The organism is Pseudoalteromonas sp. BSi20439 (genome assembly GCF_000241165.1).
In the GTDB taxonomy this organism is placed as follows: domain Bacteria; phylum Pseudomonadota; class Gammaproteobacteria; order Enterobacterales; family Alteromonadaceae; genus Pseudoalteromonas.
In genome coordinates this window covers 1-18033 of sequence record NZ_BADW01000162.1, presented here as the reverse complement: position 1 = coordinate 18033, position 18033 = coordinate 1, and the positions used below count along the sequence as shown (strand labels likewise).

Genomic DNA, 18033 nt, shown 5'->3' with positions numbered 1-18033 from the left:
AAGCTTACACCGTGCCAGAGAGTATTCGCTTGCCAAATGGTTAAATGTATCTAATTAGTTTTATGAGCAGAAAGATAATAGGACGGAGGATTAGCCTGAGTAAACTAATGGCAAGTCGATGCTACTCAGGCTAAGTAATTACATTGACTCTAATTTCATACCGCGTGTTTCTTTGATGTATTTGACCACAAAAAATACACTAATAAATGCCGATAAGGCATAAAAGCCATAAGCGCCAGCTAAACCAATACTGCCGAGCATAATCGGGAAGGTCATAGTAATAGCAAAGTTAGCTATCCATTGCGCGCTAGCTGCAACAGCAAGGGCCGCACCGCGAATACGGTTATTAAACATTTCGCCAAGTAGCACCCACACTATAGGGCCCCAACTTAAGCCAAAAAATACCACAAACAAATTAGCCATTATTAATGCAAAGGTACCCATATTTTCGCTAAGTGCTAATTTGCCCGCTTCATCAAGGCCTGCACTTCCAAAGGTGTAGGTAAGTGCACTTAAACTAATAAACATACCTATGCTACCTACCAATAGTAGTGGCTTACGGCCTACTTTATCGACTAAGGCAATAGCTATAAAGGTAGATAAAATATTGGTGGTGCCGGCAAGCACATTAATAAACAGTGATTGTGATTCGTCAAAACCAGCGGCTTGCCAAAGCTCTGAGCCGTAATAAAATACCACGTTAATACCAACAAATTGTTGGAAAACTGATAAAGCCACACCCACCCAAACAATAGGATGTACTTTTTTACTGCCATCAATAAATAAGTCGCGAATACTTGGTTTTTTATCACTTTGCAGAGACTGCTTCACGTCATTGATTTGCGTATCAGCATCGTCATTTGAGATTTTATTAAATACAGTTTTAGCGTGTTTAAGTTTACCTTGTGCGACTAGGTAACGCGGTGACTCAGGAATAAAAAGTACGCCAATTAAAAATAACCCTGCAGGAACAAGTTCAGCCCAAAACATCCAGCGCCATGCGGCTAAATCTAACATTAAAATACCTTCGGCACCGCCAGCGGCGTTAGCAATTAGGTAATTACTTAAAAAGGCTGCGAATAAACCAAGTACGATAGCGAGTTGTTGTAATGTCGCTAAACGACCACGTAAACTTGCTGGTGCTACTTCTGCAATATAAGCAGGTGCTAAAACAGAGGCTGCCCCTATGCCTAATCCGCCAAATAAGCGGTAAAAAATAAACTCAGCAGAACTATCGGCAACCCCAGAGCCAAAAGCGCTGACTGCAAATATAATGGCAGTGACAATCATAATAGCGCGACGGCCAAATTTGTCAGCTAATGGGCCAGCAGCTAAAGCCCCCAGCGCACAACCTAATAATACAGATGCAACATTAAAACCAGTTGCAACACTGCTTGAGTTAAATGTATTACCTAATGCCGATACGGTGCCGTTTATAACGCCCGAATCGAAACCAAATAAAAAGCCACCAATAGCGGCAATGGCCGATATAAAAATAACATATAAAAGCGAGCACTTAGTCTGTGCGCTATGCTCACCTTTAGTTGCATGCTGTGTCGTCATGTTGTTCAATCCTAATTTTTATTATGTGTAATGAAGTTAAAGTAGCACTAAATTTGCTGGCAACCTTAGCACAGAGTGATCACGCTAAAAAGATATTTCAATAGTAATACGTATGCATAAAAATTTATTGGGTTGATAAAAATAACGAGATACTAGATACTGTTTTTATATACAGTGTGGGCGGTTTTATGAAAAAAGAGTTACCAGCGAAATATTATTTGGCACATTTTAGAGAGCTATTAACGTTTGTGAGCGAGAAATGCATGCATTTACTCGAGCAAAAGCATATTTCATTTATTAGTAAAATAAATACGCTCGACGAGCAGAGCCAGTGTATGTTGGCGCGCATTTATTCTCGTAAGCCTTATTTAGTTCAAACCCAATCATTAAACTACGAAGAAATTAGTTCGCCATACCAAGCACTTTTTAAATTAAAAGCGGCAAAGTTAATTGTAGAACCCTCTAATAAAGATCATAGGCAACTACTAAGTCACCTAACAAAACCGGCCTTAATAGAGCTGCTAGAAAAGCAAGAACAACCACCATTATTTAAAAAAAGCGCTGCTAAAAGTAACTTAGTTGAAATAGCTAGTTCATTCTTTGAATCTAAGCCAGAGTGTCTTGCACACTTATATAATCAGTACGTGATAAATAATAGAGAAGAGTATTACGAGTATTTTGAATTTTTATATATCGGCAGGCTCAGTGCAGGCGATATTAATCATCAAAATCGATTTGTACTGCGAGATTTAGGCGTAACACCTGTTAGGCAAGAGCATAGTGAAAGCTTGTCGCGCTTTGACTCAATTGAGGAAGCGCAGTCTAACTATGCATTAAACCGTTTGCGACTAACGCTTAAAAATACAAAAGATGACAATGAAAGAGAGGTACTAGCAAAGCAGCTAATAAATGAAGTAGCGTTGGGGGTTATTGCACAAGAGTTAAAAAACAAGTTACTGGTTATACTTTATAAGCAACTAAAAGCAACTAACCCAACACTTGCGTTTGATGTACTTAATGCTTGCGAAGACGATGCGCACGCACTAGAAATTCAAATAAGAGAGCAATACCGTTTAGGCAATAAAGAATGGGTAAAGGTGCAACTTGAGAAAATTATAGAAAATCCACTCACCGATGAGTTACTGTACTTTGCGGATGACTTTTTAATGCGCAAATTTAACAAGCAAACACGCTCACGGCTTAGTGAAATGTTAGCCAGTACACGCTGTATTATAGAAGTTGATGAACTTTACCGTGGCGATGTTGAGTTAGGTGTAAGTGATCACTACACTCGCCAAGGTAAACACGTTTTTTATACTGAGAATACCTTGTGGCAAAGCTTATTTGCGCTGGTTTTTTGGCAGGAACTTTTTATTGAAACCCCAACCCCACCCTGCAATGAGTTTGATATTTACCCGCAAGCCTTAAAAACAGATACATTTTATTTAAATCAATCCTCACAAATAGAAGCGCGGCTGGCTGCGTGTAATAGTACCCAAAAATTGCTGCGTTTAGTGTGTAACTATGCAGCGAAGTATTATGAGCAACCAAATGGCTTATTTAGATGGCACAAAGATGTATTAAAGCCATTAGAGATGCTTATTTTAAACAGCCCGATAAATGCGCTATTAAGCCATTTAAAAAATATGGCAAAAAACTACCGACAATTAAAAGATGGTTACCCCGATTTAATGATTGTTGATAACAGCGCAGTTCATTTTGAGGAGGTAAAAGCGCCCGGAGACAAGCTTAAAAGAAACCAGCTAGTGAGCATCGATAATTTAAAAAACAGTGGTTTTAAAGTCAATATTGCAGCGGTGAAGTGGTATGTAGACCCTAACCGTATTTATAGTGTAGTTGATATTGAAACTACAGGAGGCCTCAAAGGCGGTAACCGTATTACCGAAATTGGTATTGTTAAAATAAAGCAGGGCGAAATAGTTGATACATGGACCACATTGATAAACCCAGAGCGTCCCATCCCGCGTTTTATTACCTCGCTTACAGGCATTAACGATGCCATGGTAAGCAATGCACCCATATTTAGCGAGATTGCAGCGCCGTTACTGAATCAATTATCAGGCAGTATTTTTGTGGCGCATAATGTTAATTTTGATTATGGATTTATTAAAAAAGAGCTTGAGAGGATAGGGATTAATTTTAAAATGCCGAAACTGTGTACAGTCGTTGAATCACGCAAAGCATTTAAGGGATTAAAGTCATACTCACTCGGTAATTTATCGGCACACTTTAATTTAGACTTAACCAATCATCACCGTGCATTAGACGATGCCAAAGCGGCCGCGCAGTTATTATTATTGGTTCAGCAAACGGACAGTCAGTGATAGATTTACGTCAGTTAAATGCATTGTGCGTAAAGTAAAGTACCTTATGTATAAATACAGGGTATTAAAAAATAGGTTTATCTATTTTTAATGGGCGATTAAAACTGCGCTTATAAAAATAATCGCTGTGAGCTTTGCAATCCCATGATAATATTAAATTTATGTTAACAGGCTTTAGGGCAGATGCTTTAAAAGTGGTTATGTTTCTGAGCAAAAAAAATAATAAATTAAGGATAATAATGAATCATCAACGATTGAGTGCCACTTTGCTGGTATTGGTGGCTTTAATAACTGGCTGCAATTCGTCACCAGTCAGTCTTTACAGCGATAATACCATGAAGAAAAAAGAATATAATGGTGTTAAGGCATACAAAAAAGGGGAGTTTGAAGAAGCTTTTAACTATTTAGAAGAGCCTGCTGCATTGGGTTATAAAAGTGCACAATACACCCTAGCGTTTATGTTTTTAAAAGGGCAATATCTAGAGCAATCAACTAAGCTTGGTATGGGGTGGTTAGGTGTTGCAGCAGAAGCTGGCGTTGAAAATTGGTCACAACAATATGATACTTTTTATGCCGCTGCGACAACACACGAGAAGCAAGAAATAGATGCAATTGTTGCAGTTTATATTGAACAATTTGGTGTTAAAGCTCAAAACATGACATGCCGTAGGTCAACATCACCTAGGCGCACATTCGGCGAAATTAAAATTGATTGTAGTAAACATGACGGCGCTGTCACTGTGTATGAAGTAGACACAATTGAATGAAGCTAGTTGTTAACTAGCTTCTTTTCAAAGTCACTTTTTACGATATCGAGTGCTTTTAATACTTCTTCGGGCTCTACATCGTGTTGCTCTAATATCATAATTAAATCAACAGCCAGTTTTATGTGTGTAGGGGCGTCTTCTAGCGGTTTACTCATTAATATCTTTCTTTTTAGCAATCTGATCAATCGCAAAATTAATAGCAAGTTCAACGCGTTGCTGCATATCTAAGCGATCTGTTTGAGTTAAATAAAACGCCATATCTACATCGTATCGAATATAACGTGGGGGTAACTGATTGAGTACGGTACAGCAAAAGTCAGCCATTACATCGTCGTTGTAACGCTCATTAAGTTTACGTTTTTCTATTTCTTCTAAAACGATTTTTTCGTAAAAATTGTGTATGTCGTCATCTAATCGCATATTCCAGTCACTCTTTGTTATTGTCTTTAATGAGTCTATACCAAGGACTGTTATAAATCGAGAGCCGCTTTAAATAGTTGTTTATGGACACTGACTAAATCATTGATGTTACGCTGATAACCACCACCTAAAGCGCACATAAGCGGGATGTTTCGCTGCTTACAAAAGTTAAGAACGGCAAAGTCACGCGCGTATACGCCAGCCAAAGAAACATCAAATAAGCCAAGTTCGTCTTTGGTGTAAATATCGGCGCCGGCATTATATAAAATAATATCGGGCTGGTGGAGACGAACACATAACTCGAGAGCTTGCTCTAGTGTTGTTAAGTACTCTGCATCTATGGTGTTTGCTGGCAAGGCAAAGTCGTAGTTTGAGTGCTGTTTTTGCCGAGGAAAGTTTTGTTCACAGTGAATTGAGCAGCTAATTATCTGCTCATGGTGCTGGGTTATTTGCGCTGTGCCGTCACCTTGGTGTACGTCACAATCAAATATTAATACGGTGTCGGCTTGCTCCGTTGCAATAAGGTGGGCTGCAGCAATGGCTAAATCATTAAAAATACAAAAGCCACTGCCGTAATTGCTGTAAGCATGATGATAACCGCCACTTAAATTAGCCGCTAAACCACTTTTAATTGCACTTTCAGCGGCTTGAATGCTGGCACCAACAGAGTAAAGTGTTCGCTCGACTAGTTCAGGTGAGTGCGGAAATCCCATTTTCTTCACCGCTTTGTCAGTCAACGACCCGTTTAAAAAGTCAGCAATATAATCTGAGCTATGGCATAAGCTTAACTGCGCTGTAGTTGCAGGCGAAGGCGATATAAATTGGGTGTAGCCCAGGGTCTGTTGACCTTTCAAGGTTGAATTTGCAGCAGTCTGTTTGGTATTTAGGCAAGGCAGAGCCTATGTGGTGTGGTTATTCCCCATAAATAGGTGATAACGCAGCATTAATGCCAAACAGGCGCTGCCCTTCGGGTTCTGCCTAGGGGCGATTTACTCTTTGTTGCTCGGTTTTTACTTAGCCCACTAGGTTACAAACCTCGCGCCGCGATTAAATCGCCCCTAGTTTGAACAAATTTTAATCTGCAAAGGTCAACAGACCCTAGACATTCAACTTCATGCTTAAGCTGCTGATACTTTTTAATTGGAAATCGATGGCGGTCAGGTAATTCTAGCTGCGAGTACAGTTCGTGGTAATAAAGCTGCATTAGCGTAGCTGTTGTTTTTCTACTTGTTGAATTTTGTCTTCGGTGGCAGAAATCGCTTTTCTACAACGGCCGAGTCGTGCATGAGTGGTTAAAATTTCCTGGTTAAGCTTTTGTGCTTGCGCAGGCGATGCTTTTTCCATTTGCAATTTACGCTCTTCAATCATTAATACCAGGCGGCGTTCAAATTCATGGTTTTGTTTAAGTTCGTCATATAACTCGTGGGATGATTGCATGATTTTTTGCACCGCTTGTTTATAAACAGGCTGTTTAGCACGAGGCTTATAATGACTTTTATTTTCTTTCACCCAAATAGGGGTCGATTTAATAACATTAAATACCGCTTGTACCTGACTGGCAATACGCTCAAGTGCGTAAGTGTAGGCATGGCGGTGATCGCTCGGTGGTAGGCTGGCTATTTCATCTTCTATTTCTACTACGTAATCAACCAAGTTCATGCTTTTGGTGCTAAATACGGCTCTGTCAAATAAGCTTGGCTGTGCCTGCATATAACGGTTTTTAGCAAATAATTTTGCTTTATCAAATTGCTCAGCTTGTTGCTTAAGCGTAGCAACTTGTTGGCGTAGTTTGTCTAAAGCAGCAGATTGCATATTAAAAGTATGCCTCGTAAATTAGTTTTAACGCTAAAAGTATAACCATCGTATTAAATACTGGGCGAATAAATTTACTGCCAAAACGAATAGCTGAATGTGCGCCAAACCATGCACCAAGCATGATAAAGAAGCCCATTGTAATTCCCAGTAAAAAGTTAACATGGCCAAGTGCAACAAAGGTGATCAGAGAGATGAAGTTAGAAACAAAATTCATTGAACGCGCCAAACCACAATTGAGTAGCAAACTCATTTTATAAAACATACCGTTTGAGGCAGTCCAAAAAGTTCCCGTTCCAGGCCCAGCTAAACCATCAAAAAAACCTAGGCTTAATCCTTGTAGCCACTGTTTTACTTTTATTGTGCGGGTTAATTTAGGCAGATCATCACTTTGTGTGGTACTTAAATTACCAAACAAGCTGTAGCAAGCCACTAAAATAATAATAATGGGTAAGAGCTTATTTAAAAACTCGATACTTAAATGATCAACAATAAGTGTGCCTAACAAAGCACCTATGGCGGTAGCCATAATAGAAGCAAACCAAAATCGTGGGTTAAATAGTTGTTTTTTATAATAGGTGATACTGGCCGTTAACGAGCCAAAACTGGCGGCCAATTTATTAGTGCCAAGCGTTAAATGAGGAGGTAATCCTGCCGTTAACAGTGCTGGTACAGTGAGTAATCCACCGCCGCCAGCAATAGCATCAATAAAGCCAGCTAAAAGTGCAACGCCACATAAAATAGCCCAAGTTGTTGGGTCGAGTGCAAGTTCAAACATCAGTAATCTATTTGTCTTTTAAAAGGTGGTAAGGTGTCAAGCATGGCTTTGCCATATCGTTTGGTGACTAGGCGTCTATCTAAAATAGTTATTGTGCCTGCATCACTTTCTTTACGCAGCAGTCTACCACAGCTTTGTACCAATTTCTTTGCTGCGTCTGGCACGGTTATCGATAAAAACGGATTACCGCCTTTACTTTGCACAAACTCTGCTTGCGCTTCTTCGATAGGCGAGGTGGGCACCGCAAATGGAATTTTGGTAATAATCAGGTTTTCTAAATACTTCCCAGGTAAATCAAGCCCTTCAGAAAGACTTTGGGTACCAAATAAAATACTGCCCTTGCCTTCATCAATATTTTTAGTATGTAATTTGAGTAAAGCTTCTCGTGACATTTCACCTTGTACTAATAAGTTAAATCCTTTTGTTCTAAGAAACTTACTTACATGATCCATTTGCCAGTAAGAGGCAAACAACACTAAATTGGCTTTTTTAGTGTTTAGATACTCGGGTAGTGTTTTAGCAATATGATCGCTAAACTCTTTATCTGTTGGCTCTATACTTGAGGCCGGAATGCGTAAAGTGGCTTGTTTTGGGTAGTCAAACGGAGAGGGGACTTTAATAAATTTAACGCCTTCTTCTTTAGCAAGACCGCTTTCATAGGCAAAATGATCAAATGAACCCAAGGCGCTCAAGGTAGCTGAACATAACACGGCTCCAGCACATTCGTTCCACAGCTTATCTTTTAAATAATAACCGACTTCAATAGGACAATCGCTAAGCAGGTGATCATGATGGCTTTTATATTCAAGTCGTTTTATCCAACGCGCATGCGGCGTGCCTTCGCCTTTAGTAGCGTAACTAAACCATAATTTATTAAGTTGTTCTAACCGGTTTATGTATTGCCCACTTTCAGCCAGAATGGGGTCGGCAACATAAGGTTTAATATCACCATCGCTTACATCTTGTGTGAGGGTGTCGTGCATTTTATTTAAACACCGTAATGCATCAAGCGTGGCTTCGCTAATGTCTTTTGCCTTAGCGTGTAACGATTTAGGGATTTCACCATGTTCAAAGCGATAGGTATCGTCTTTTGAATATTCAAAATCGGCGTTGTCGAGTATATCCCGCACCACTTTTAAATCTTTGTTAGCATCGTTAACGCTATCGCATAACTTAAAGTTTTGCCCAATACCTTTTTGACCCACTGACACTTTGGCCATTTTGCCACTGAATTTAGTAAGTTTGTCGAGCCAATCTATCGTGCCTTTTATCGTAGCTGCAGCAGATGAAAAGTCGCGGGTAATATGTGCAAGGTGGTGCGCTTCATCGATTACATAAATGGTGTTGTCGGGCTCGGGTAAAATTTTTCCGCCCCCTAAGTCTAAATCGGCTAACAGTAACGAATGGTTTATAACCAATACATCCATTTGCATTAACTGTTGGCGGGCGAGTTGAAAAGGACATGTTTGGTGTGCTTTCATCTGGCGTTGGCAAGCATGCTTATCGCAAGCAATGAGCCCCCATACTCTATCAGGAATGGTATCGGCCCAGCTGTCTCTATCGCCTTGCCATTTTTTGTTTACATAGGCATCGTAAAGTTGCTTTAAGCATTTAGTTTCCATATCACTTAATGGCGATGTAAGGGTAGGCATAAACTCCATTTGAGTTTGGCTATCGCTGTTTAGCGCATTATGAAGTTTGTGAGCGCAAATATAACGTTGGCGACCTTTGACTAAATCAAATTTAAAATCGAGCCCTGAGTGCTTTTTAAAAAACGGCAGTTCTTTAGCGATTAACTGCTCTTGCAAAGCCACAGTAGCCGTAGAAATAACCAGTTTCTTTTTTTGTGCTAATGCCAGTGGCAGGGCGCCTAGGCAGTAAGCTAATGACTTGCCGGTACCGGTGCCTGCTTCAATAACACAAATACGTTGTTTTTTATGGTATTCACCGGCTAATGTTTTGGCGATTTCAGCAACTAAATAGTTTTGACTACTTCGAGGGCGGTAATCGGTTAGGTTATTTGCAACATGCTGGTGTACTTGTCTAATTGTTTTTTTAAGTGAGCTCGATAGCATGTGATGATTAACCTAAAATATGTATATAATTACAGTGTATATATTAAGTGGGATCGAACATTGACACAAGCAATCTATCAGGGCTTTATTTTATCAAGGCAACAATACGCGGCTAAAAATGCACAAGGGATCACCTTGTGCTATTGGTTGAGCTCTGAGCAAGGCCCGATAAAAGTGACGATTGAAAACCAGCAAGCGTTGTTTTTCATCCCATTGGCTGAGCAAGATACTGCAAGTGCTTTACTGGCTCAGGCAAACATAAAAGCGCAGTTTAATAACGTTGAACTTTGTCACTTTAGTGGCAGCGAATGTGTGGCTTGTTACTTCAACGACATACATAGTTTATATACTGCGCGAACTCTACTAGAACAAGTAATGCCAATTTATGAGGCCGATGTACGCCACAGCGACCGCTTTTTAATGGAGCGCTTTATTAAAGGAGGTGTGTGGGTAACCGGTAACGCCACAACTAAAAATGGTTTTATTGAAATTAGTGACGCAAAGTTAAAAGCAAACAAAGATTACACGCCAACGCTTACGTCTGTTTCTTTGGATATAGAATGTAATGGCGATGGGGTGTTATTTAGTGTAGCACTTGTGGGAAATGGCTTAGATTGTGTATTGATGATAGGGGAGCTGCAGCAAAGTGATTCGACATTTGAAATAGACTGGTGCTATGACGAAATAAACCTGCTTACCAAGTTGCAGCAGTACATTATAAATAACGATCCTGATGTTATTATTGGTTGGAATGTTATTGATTTTGACTTTAGTTTATTGCAAGAACGTGCAGAGGCGTTAGGACTTACCCTTAACTTTGGCCGAGATAATAAACCTTTATATATTAATAAAGGCCATTACACCCGATTAACGCTCCCAGGGCGGTGCGTCATTGATGGCATTGATACATTAAAAAATGCCACTTACCGATTTGACAGCTTTTCATTAGCCAATGTTGCAGAGCGTGTGCTTAACGAATCTAAATTAATAAAAACCGATAACCGACTAACTGAAATTGTTCGTCAATTTAACGAAGATAAGCTTTCTCTAGCGGCTTATAATCGTCAAGATTGTATTTTGGTTAATCAAATTTTCGAAAAATTAAAGCTATTTGAATTTGCCATTGTCAGAACCCAAATAACTGGCCTCGAACTTGAGCGCATGGGGGGCTCGGTTGCCGCATTTACAAACTTATACTTACCTCTGTTACATCGCAGTGGTTATGTTGCTCCCAATTTAGGCGATCATGGGCTCTCATTTGAGAGCCCCGGTGGCTATGTGATGGAGTCGACTCCAGGGCTGTATAAAAACGTTTTGGTATTGGATTTTAAAAGCTTATATCCGTCAATTATGCGTACGTTTTGTATTGACCCGCTAGGTTTAATCGTAGGGCTAAATGAGCCAGAGCAAGCAGTTGAAGGATTTAATCAGGCATTATTTTCAAGAACGCAGCACCACCTGCCTAAATTAATTGAGCACCTGACACAAACTCGCCAAGAAGCCAAAGATACTAATCAACCTATGCTCTCACAAGCGATTAAAATTATTATGAATAGTTTATATGGCGTACTCGGCTCTAAGGGTTGTCGTTTTTACGACCCCCGTTTATCGAGTTCTATCACGTTACGTGGCCATGAGATAATGCAAACAACCCGTAAATGGATAGAAGCGCAAGGCTTTGAGGTGATATATGGTGATACCGACTCTACGTTTGTAAAACTTTGTGAAGATAAAAGCCCTGAGCAATGCAACGAAATTGGCTGTCAACTTGTTCATCATATTAATACCATGTGGCAAGCTGATTTAAAACAACGCTATGATTTACAAAGTTATTTAGAAATTGAATTTGAAACTCATTACAGTCCGTTTTTTATGCCAACTATACGAGGTAAAAAAACAGGTTCTAAAAAACGTTATGTGGGGCAAGTAACCAAAAATAATGAAAAAAAGTTAGTCTTTAAAGGTATGGAAACGGTACGTAGTGATTGGACTGAGTTTGCACAAGAGTTTCAAACACAATTATTTGAGACGTTATTTACTGACAACTTCGAAATACAACAACTGCACGATATTATAAATAGCTACACTCAAAAACTTTATAATGGTGAGTTCGACCGTAAATTAGTATATAGAAAGCGGTTAGGGCAGCACCTTAACGATTATATTAAAAATATTCCTCCTCATGTTCAAGCAGTTAAAAAATATAAAGCGAATCATCCTGAGTTTGAAATAAAACGCGGGCAAGTGATTGAATATGTATACGCAGTAACCGGCGCTGAGCTTTATACCGGTAAAAACACTCTGAACTACCCACTGTACATTCAAAGACAGCTCGACCCTGTTGCGCAAATGATATTAAGCGCATTAAACACAACATCTGAATCTACACAAGCCTCGTTGTTTTAGCTTAACTATGAGCTTAAAAAGTCTTTTATAGTTAATTATTCGCCTATAAACTTCAAAGGTGAATAAAAAATTTAAAGGTAAATTAACAATTGTAGCCTTGGTTACAATTTTATCTAAAAAGAATACAAAGCGTAATTTAAAAAAATAATTTATTCAAACTCATAAAAATCAACTGGTTACCATGATGTTGTTTTTAATTCTCAAGTTTGTTTCTAAATCGTATCCATAAATTAATTTAAAAAACTAATAAAATACCGCCAAAAATGATAATGAAAAGTCATGCAAAGTGCTTTTAAAGTTAATTTAATGTTGACCGCCTTGTGTTCATAGTATTATCATCTGTGACGTGATCACAAATTAATTAACAAAAAGTGGTCGAAAATAAAAAACAAATAGTATTCTAGGGAGAATCAAATGTTAAATAACAAAGTTTCAAAAGCCGTTCGTTTAGCGATCGCTTTTGGTGCAGCTTCTACTGCTGCTTTCTCAGCAAGCTCAATTGCTGCAGAGGAAGGCGCAGACAAAGTTGAGCGTATTCAAGTTACAGGTTCGCGTATCAAGCAAGTAGACCTTGAAAACAGCTCTCCTGTAACGGTATTATCGGCTGTGGAAATTAGCTTGTCAGGTGAGCCAACTGTTGCAGATGTACTTAATAACCTAGCTGCAAACTCCTTTGGTTCGTGGAAAGGTGTTTCAGGTTACGGTTCAGGTGCATCAGCAGAATCTAACATTAATTTACGTGGGCTTGGTTCTGACGCTACTCTTGTTCTTCTTGATGGTCGTCGTCTTCCAGGGTCAAGTTCATCTTCAGGTTCATCTGCGGATACTTCAATCATACCTATGGCGGTAGTTGAACGTGTTGAAATCTTACGTGATGGTGCATCTGCTGTTTATGGATCTTCTGCTGTTGCAGGTGTAATTAACATTATTACAAAAAAAGATTTCGAAGGTATAAATGCTAAATATGAATATGAATCACCAAGTGTTGAAGGTGGGACAAGCAAAACATTTTCTTTGACTTCAGGTTACTCTTCAGATAAAGGCAACATAATATTTACTTATGAGAACTCTAAGAGTGATGCTGTCTTCGACAGAGACGTATGGGCAACAAAATCTGATGATTATGTAGGTTTTAGTTCATATAGTCATGTGCCAAATTATAAAATTAATGGCGCTGGTAGCTTTCTTTCAAACTCTTCGCTTTGTGACTCAGCGCCCAATACAGTAAATGGTATAGATGCAGACGGCGTTGGTCGCTGTACATATAGTTATGGTGAAGTTACTAAGTTTTACCCTGATTCAGAGAACAATTCATTTTTAACAAAGTTCAATTATGAGTTGAGTGATAATTTAATATTCAATGCTCGCGCTATGGCTAGCTTTAATGAGACTGATGCACGTTTTGCAGGGACACCAGTTTCAACATCACCGATTTACATGGGCGCAGATAACCAATACAACCCTGAAGGGGAAGATATTCGACTTTATCTTCGTGCGGTTCCTTTAGGTGAACGTGACACAAAGACCGAGGTTGTTACTACAGATATCGTATTGGGTCTTGAAGGTTTTGTAGATGTTGCTAACGGTCTTGATTGGGAAATTAATTACCAAAACAGTATCTCTAAAACAAACTCTTACGGTAGAAACCTAGTGAATGATGTTCTGTTCCAATCAGAGCTTGATACAGGTAATTACGACGTTTTAAATACCACAGGCATGAGCTTTGATGATTGGAATAGTCAAATGAATGACTTATACCAATATGCTGCTCATACTGGTAACTACGAAGGTCGTTACGAAAGCCAGCAAATCGATGGGTTAGTGTCAACGCTAATTTTTGAAGATGGTGATTTTTCGGTTGCTGGTGTTATAGGTGGTGAATTTGAGCAGATCGATTTTACTCAAATCAGTGACCCAGCGTCTGCTAACGGCTTTATCTCTGGCGGTTCTGGTGGTGATGACGTTTTTGCTGAACGTGACCGCACAGCAGCATATATGGAGATTCAAGCAGCTTTTCCAGCAAATGTAGATTTAACTGTTGCAACTCGCTACGAGAAGTATGAGCAATCAGGTCTAACTAACTTAGGTGAAAGAAGTACTACTTTCGATAAAGTAGTTCCTAAAGTTGGTCTTACTTGGCGTCCAACTGATTCACTATTATTACGTGGTTCTTGGGGTGAGTCTTTTAGAGCACCAAATATGGGCGAAATGTTTTCTTCTTATGCATTAAGCTTCCCAACAGTACGTGATACAGCATATTGTGATGCAAATCCAGGTGTAGCTCTTGATGGATACTGTAGTGATGCAGGTGAGCAAGTTGCGACTTGGTTTGGTGGTAATGCTAATTTAACTGAAGAAACAGGCGACTCAACGACATTCGGTTTTGTATGGGATGTAATGGATGGTCTTGCAATTGAGTTAACTTATTATGATATCAACTATGAAAACAGAATTGATAGCGTAACTAATGCTGAGCTACTTCGTATTGAGCAAGAGGGTGGATTAGGTTCAACTCCTGATGCAATAGACCGCGGACCATCAGGTCAAATTGATTTCATGTATACTGGGTACATTAACAAAGCATCATTTGCTACTACTGGTTACGACTTTGCTACACGTTATACTTACGAAACTTCATTTGGTATTTTTGGAGCTAATCTAAATCTATCAAAGGTTAGTAAATTCGAAGAGAAAACTGATGCTGAAGCGGCTCCGTTTGATTATGCCGGTCTTCAAGATTACCCAGATTGGAAAGGTGATTTAGGAGTTAACTACTCTTATGAAGATTTCAGTGCTTCTTGGACTATGTTTTATGTTGGTAAGCAATCTTCTGGAAATGAAGAGTACGGCGTAGACTACTTAGCAGATGTACCTACTTATGTTAAACATAACTTACAGGTTTCATACACTGCTCCAACAAGTACTAAAATTTCTGTAGGTGTTAACAATGCTTTCGATAAGAAAGCTCCTACATACTACGATGGATTTAGAGATTATCGTGATTCAGCTTGGTCTTTATATGACCAAACGGGTCGCTCTATGTACCTTCGTTTAGAACAAACTTTCTAATATAGGTTTGTTTATAAGCTTGATGAATAAACCCCACTTTTAAGTGGGGTTTTTTTGATTGAGAGATAGGCAATAATTACCTTTGTAATAGGGAATAGAGGGTATTATGAGAAGAATATTAAAGTTAATATTTCTAGTGCTTTTTAGCTCATATGTTCATACGGTGAATGCAGAAAGCGATTTTGTTGATGTAAAAGATTTTTTTAGAACGGCTAAATTTTCAGCGCTGCAGTTGTCACCAAATGGAAAATATATAGCATTACTTTCGCCAATTAATAACCGTAAAAACATAGTAATAATTGAGACAGATGGTCTTAAAAATGCAAAGCCAGTGACTAAATTTGATGATCAAGATATAGCTAGCTTTAGTTGGGCTAATGATAAAGAGATAGTCTTTACTTTAGACAGTGATGGCAATGAAGCTTTTAGCATTTATAAAATAAATGCTCATTCAAAACGTGCAAGAGTTGTTCAATTAGTCGGATCTCAGGTTGGCGCTTCGGGTATTCGTTCAGCGAGCATTGTTCATTTACTACCGAACGATCCCGAGCATATCATCGTTCAATATAATGGACGCAATATTAAAGCCCCAGATCTCTATAAACTGCCGCTTGATAGTAAGTGGGATAAAAGGCGTAAAAAAATTATAAAATGCAAATTATTGCTAAAAACCCAGGGAGTTATCAAGGGTGGATGCTGGATAATGAAGGAGTAGTTCGTGCAGCTGTCTCAATTGAAGGCTTAAAAGGTCAATTGCATTATAAAAATAAAATTGAAGAAAAATTCAAAGTGTTGCAGGAGTTTAATGTAGATGACGCAAATATCTCTCCATTAGCTTTTGATTTTGATGATAAAACTATGTTTGTTGCATCTAATATTGATAGGGATACTGCTGCAATTTATCGCTTTGACCCAGAGTCAAATAAGTTAGGTGAATTAGTGTTTGCTCATCCTGATGTTGATGTTACTAATTTAATGTTATCTCGTAAAAAAGAGAAATTACTTGGTGTAGCTTATGTCGATGATTACGCAGAAACCGTATATTTTGATAAAGAAACAGCTGAAATGATGGCATCAATAGAAAAAAGCTTTGCTGGTAAACAAGTTAATATTATCAGTCAATCTGAAGATGAATCATTACGTATTGTCTTTGTTTCGAGCGATATAGATCCTGGTCAATACTACTTATTTGATCAAAAAAAGAATACGTTGAAGTCGTTAGTTGCAAGAATGGACTGGTTAGATAATGAATTATTGTCACCGATGAAACCAATCAAATTTACTAGTCGAGACGGTTTAAAATTAAGAGGTTATTTAACGACTCCTAAGAACTCAGTTGGTAAAAAGCTACCTTTAATTGTAAACCCACATGGCGGCCCTTATGGCATTAGAGATGTATGGGGGTTTAACCCAGAAGCGCAATTTTTTGCTAATAGAGGTTATGCGACAGTTCAGGTGAACTTTCGTGGTTCTGGCGGTTATGGAAAAGCGTTTCAACAAGCAGGTTATGGAGGTAAATGGGGAGCGGAAATGCAAAATGACATTACTGATACTGTAAATCACTTGGTAAAAAAGGGGATTGTTGATCCCGAAAAAATATGTATTTACGGTGCTAGTTATGGAGGCTATGCCACCGTTGCAGGGCTTGCATTTACTCCTGAACTTTATAAATGTGGTATTAATTATGTTGGGGTAACCGACGTTAGTTTGCTATTCGAGTCAATGCCAAAACACTGGGAGCCGCAAAAAGAACTGCTGAAAATTCAAATAGGCGATCCGGACGATGAAGCGTTAATGAAGCGTATGTCCCCCTTGCATCATGTAGAAAAAATTGTAGCTCCTTTGATGATTGCTCAAGGTGGTAAAGACCCTCGTGTAATTAAAAAGCATGCAACCTTACTAAAAGATGCATTAGAAAAACAGGGAATTAAGCTTTCTGATGATGAGTGGATTTTGAAAGAAAATGAAGGGCATGGGTTTCAAAAAGAGGAAAATAAATTTGAACTGTATACTAAAATGGAAAAATTTTTAGCTAAACACTTAAGGTAAATATCTTGATAGACGCATATCATACTAATTGATAAATCCCTCATATATCAATCTGAAAAATGAGAGTTACTACTTTGATAAATTACATACTTCTTCATGTAATAGTAACTCTCACTTTAACCACCATTATTCAAAAGTTTCTATTCAATATTTAATATAACTACCCATTTTATCTATTTTGATGCCCTCACTAGTGGCTCAATAGGCGATTTTTGTTGTTATAAAGATACTTACTTGAGCCTCTTTTTAATTACATAAGCATTTAGCGTACTTAAATATACCGAGTTTTCGTCGTTACCTAATAAAAAAATTATCACCATTTAACAATGTTCATTGAGTTTTGAAATTGAGGCTATCAAGTGTAGATATTATTTAAAGGAAAGCCGATATACAAACACGATATTCCTGAGTTCGAATTTTATACGGACTCTCAAAAAGAATGAACTCTATGATTCTCATAGATTATGATTAATTAAGATGAGTAAAAGAATAATTATTTAGTCTCACTTTGTTGATTTAGAGTTTGATTTGTTGTAATTATGTAAACTGATTATTAGCTTGTTGTTTCTTCGGCAAGTTACTTATCAGATATAAATATAATAATATATTAGGGAAATTGACATGATAAATAACAAAGTTTCAAAAGCTGTTCGCTTAGCGATCGCTTTTGGTGCAGCTTCTACAGCTGCTTTCTCAGCTAGTTCATTTGCTGCAGAAGAAGAAAATGTAGAAAAAGTAGAGCGTATTAT

Annotated in this window: 13 protein-coding genes; 6 read left to right on the top strand and 7 right to left on the bottom strand. The window is 38.4% G+C overall.

Annotated features, from left to right (window positions below; all coding sequences use genetic code 11):
- Window positions 1–138: 138 nt before the first annotated feature.
- Window positions 139–1563 (bottom strand): sugar porter family MFS transporter, encoded by a 1425-nt coding sequence (locus tag P20439_RS12820; RefSeq protein WP_008110937.1) that lies wholly within the window; start codon window positions 1561–1563, stop codon window positions 139–141.
- Between the two features lie 188 nt (window positions 1564–1751).
- Here P20439_RS12820 and P20439_RS12815 point away from each other — a divergent pair, with 188 nt between their 5' ends.
- Complete coding sequence (locus P20439_RS12815; protein WP_008467480.1) at window positions 1752–3908, top strand: exonuclease domain-containing protein; 2157 nt, start codon at window positions 1752–1754, stop codon at window positions 3906–3908.
- 239 nt (window positions 3909–4147) lie between these two features.
- On the top strand, window positions 4148–4675 hold the full coding sequence (locus P20439_RS12810; RefSeq protein WP_008467476.1) for a sel1 repeat family protein: 528 nt from the start codon (window positions 4148–4150) through the stop codon (window positions 4673–4675).
- A 2-nt stretch (window positions 4676–4677) separates the two neighbouring features.
- On the opposite strand, the gene P20439_RS18290 is transcribed toward P20439_RS12810, so the two are convergent.
- The 6 genes from P20439_RS18290 to dinG all read right to left on the bottom strand — a co-directional run bounded on the left by P20439_RS18290 (window position 4678) and on the right by dinG (window position 9760).
- A complete protein-coding gene (locus P20439_RS18290) occupies window positions 4678–4830 on the bottom strand; it encodes a YbaM family protein (protein ID WP_008467474.1) in 153 nt (50 codons plus the stop codon).
- Entirely contained in the window at window positions 4823–5095 is a 273-nt protein-coding gene (locus P20439_RS12805) for a late competence development ComFB family protein (protein ID WP_008467472.1), read from the bottom strand. Before P20439_RS12805 ends, P20439_RS18290 begins: the two co-directional genes overlap by 8 nt.
- 50 nt (window positions 5096–5145) lie before the next feature.
- On the bottom strand, window positions 5146–5949 hold the full coding sequence (locus tag P20439_RS12800; RefSeq protein WP_008467470.1) for a histone deacetylase: 804 nt from the start codon (window positions 5947–5949) through the stop codon (window positions 5146–5148).
- Between the two features lie 349 nt (window positions 5950–6298).
- Window positions 6299–6907 carry a primosomal replication protein gene (locus P20439_RS12795; RefSeq protein WP_008467469.1) on the bottom strand — a complete coding sequence of 203 codons (609 nt, stop codon included), beginning with the start codon at window positions 6905–6907 and terminating at the stop codon, window positions 6299–6301.
- 1 nt (window position 6908) lies between these two features.
- On the bottom strand, window positions 6909–7685 hold the full coding sequence (locus P20439_RS12790; RefSeq protein ID WP_008467467.1) for a TSUP family transporter: 777 nt from the start codon (window positions 7683–7685) through the stop codon (window positions 6909–6911).
- The gene (gene dinG, locus P20439_RS12785; protein ID WP_008467466.1) at window positions 7685–9760 is read right to left on the bottom strand and encodes an ATP-dependent DNA helicase DinG; all 2076 of its coding nucleotides are present in this window, start codon (window positions 9758–9760) and stop codon (window positions 7685–7687) included. The genes P20439_RS12790 and dinG overlap by 1 nt, the downstream gene beginning before the upstream one ends.
- A 60-nt stretch (window positions 9761–9820) precedes the next feature.
- On the opposite strand from dinG, the gene P20439_RS12780 reads away from it, so the two are divergent.
- The 4 genes from P20439_RS12780 (at window position 9821) to P20439_RS12770 (ending at window position 17284) form a co-directional block, all read left to right on the top strand.
- Window positions 9821–12166, top strand: a complete 2346-nt coding sequence (locus P20439_RS12780; protein WP_008467464.1) for a DNA polymerase II — start codon at window positions 9821–9823, stop codon at window positions 12164–12166.
- A 414-nt stretch (window positions 12167–12580) separates the two neighbouring features.
- On the top strand, window positions 12581–15235 hold the full coding sequence (locus P20439_RS12775) for a TonB-dependent receptor (RefSeq protein ID WP_008467462.1): 2655 nt from the start codon (window positions 12581–12583) through the stop codon (window positions 15233–15235).
- 106 nt (window positions 15236–15341) lie between these two features.
- Window positions 15342–15950, top strand: a complete 609-nt coding sequence (locus P20439_RS17955; RefSeq protein ID WP_008467460.1) for a hypothetical protein — start codon at window positions 15342–15344, stop codon at window positions 15948–15950.
- Entirely contained in the window at window positions 15887–17284 is a 1398-nt protein-coding gene (locus P20439_RS12770) for a S9 family peptidase (protein WP_083834489.1), read from the top strand. The genes P20439_RS17955 and P20439_RS12770 overlap by 64 nt, the downstream gene beginning before the upstream one ends.
- Window positions 17285–18033: the final 749 nt, after the last annotated feature.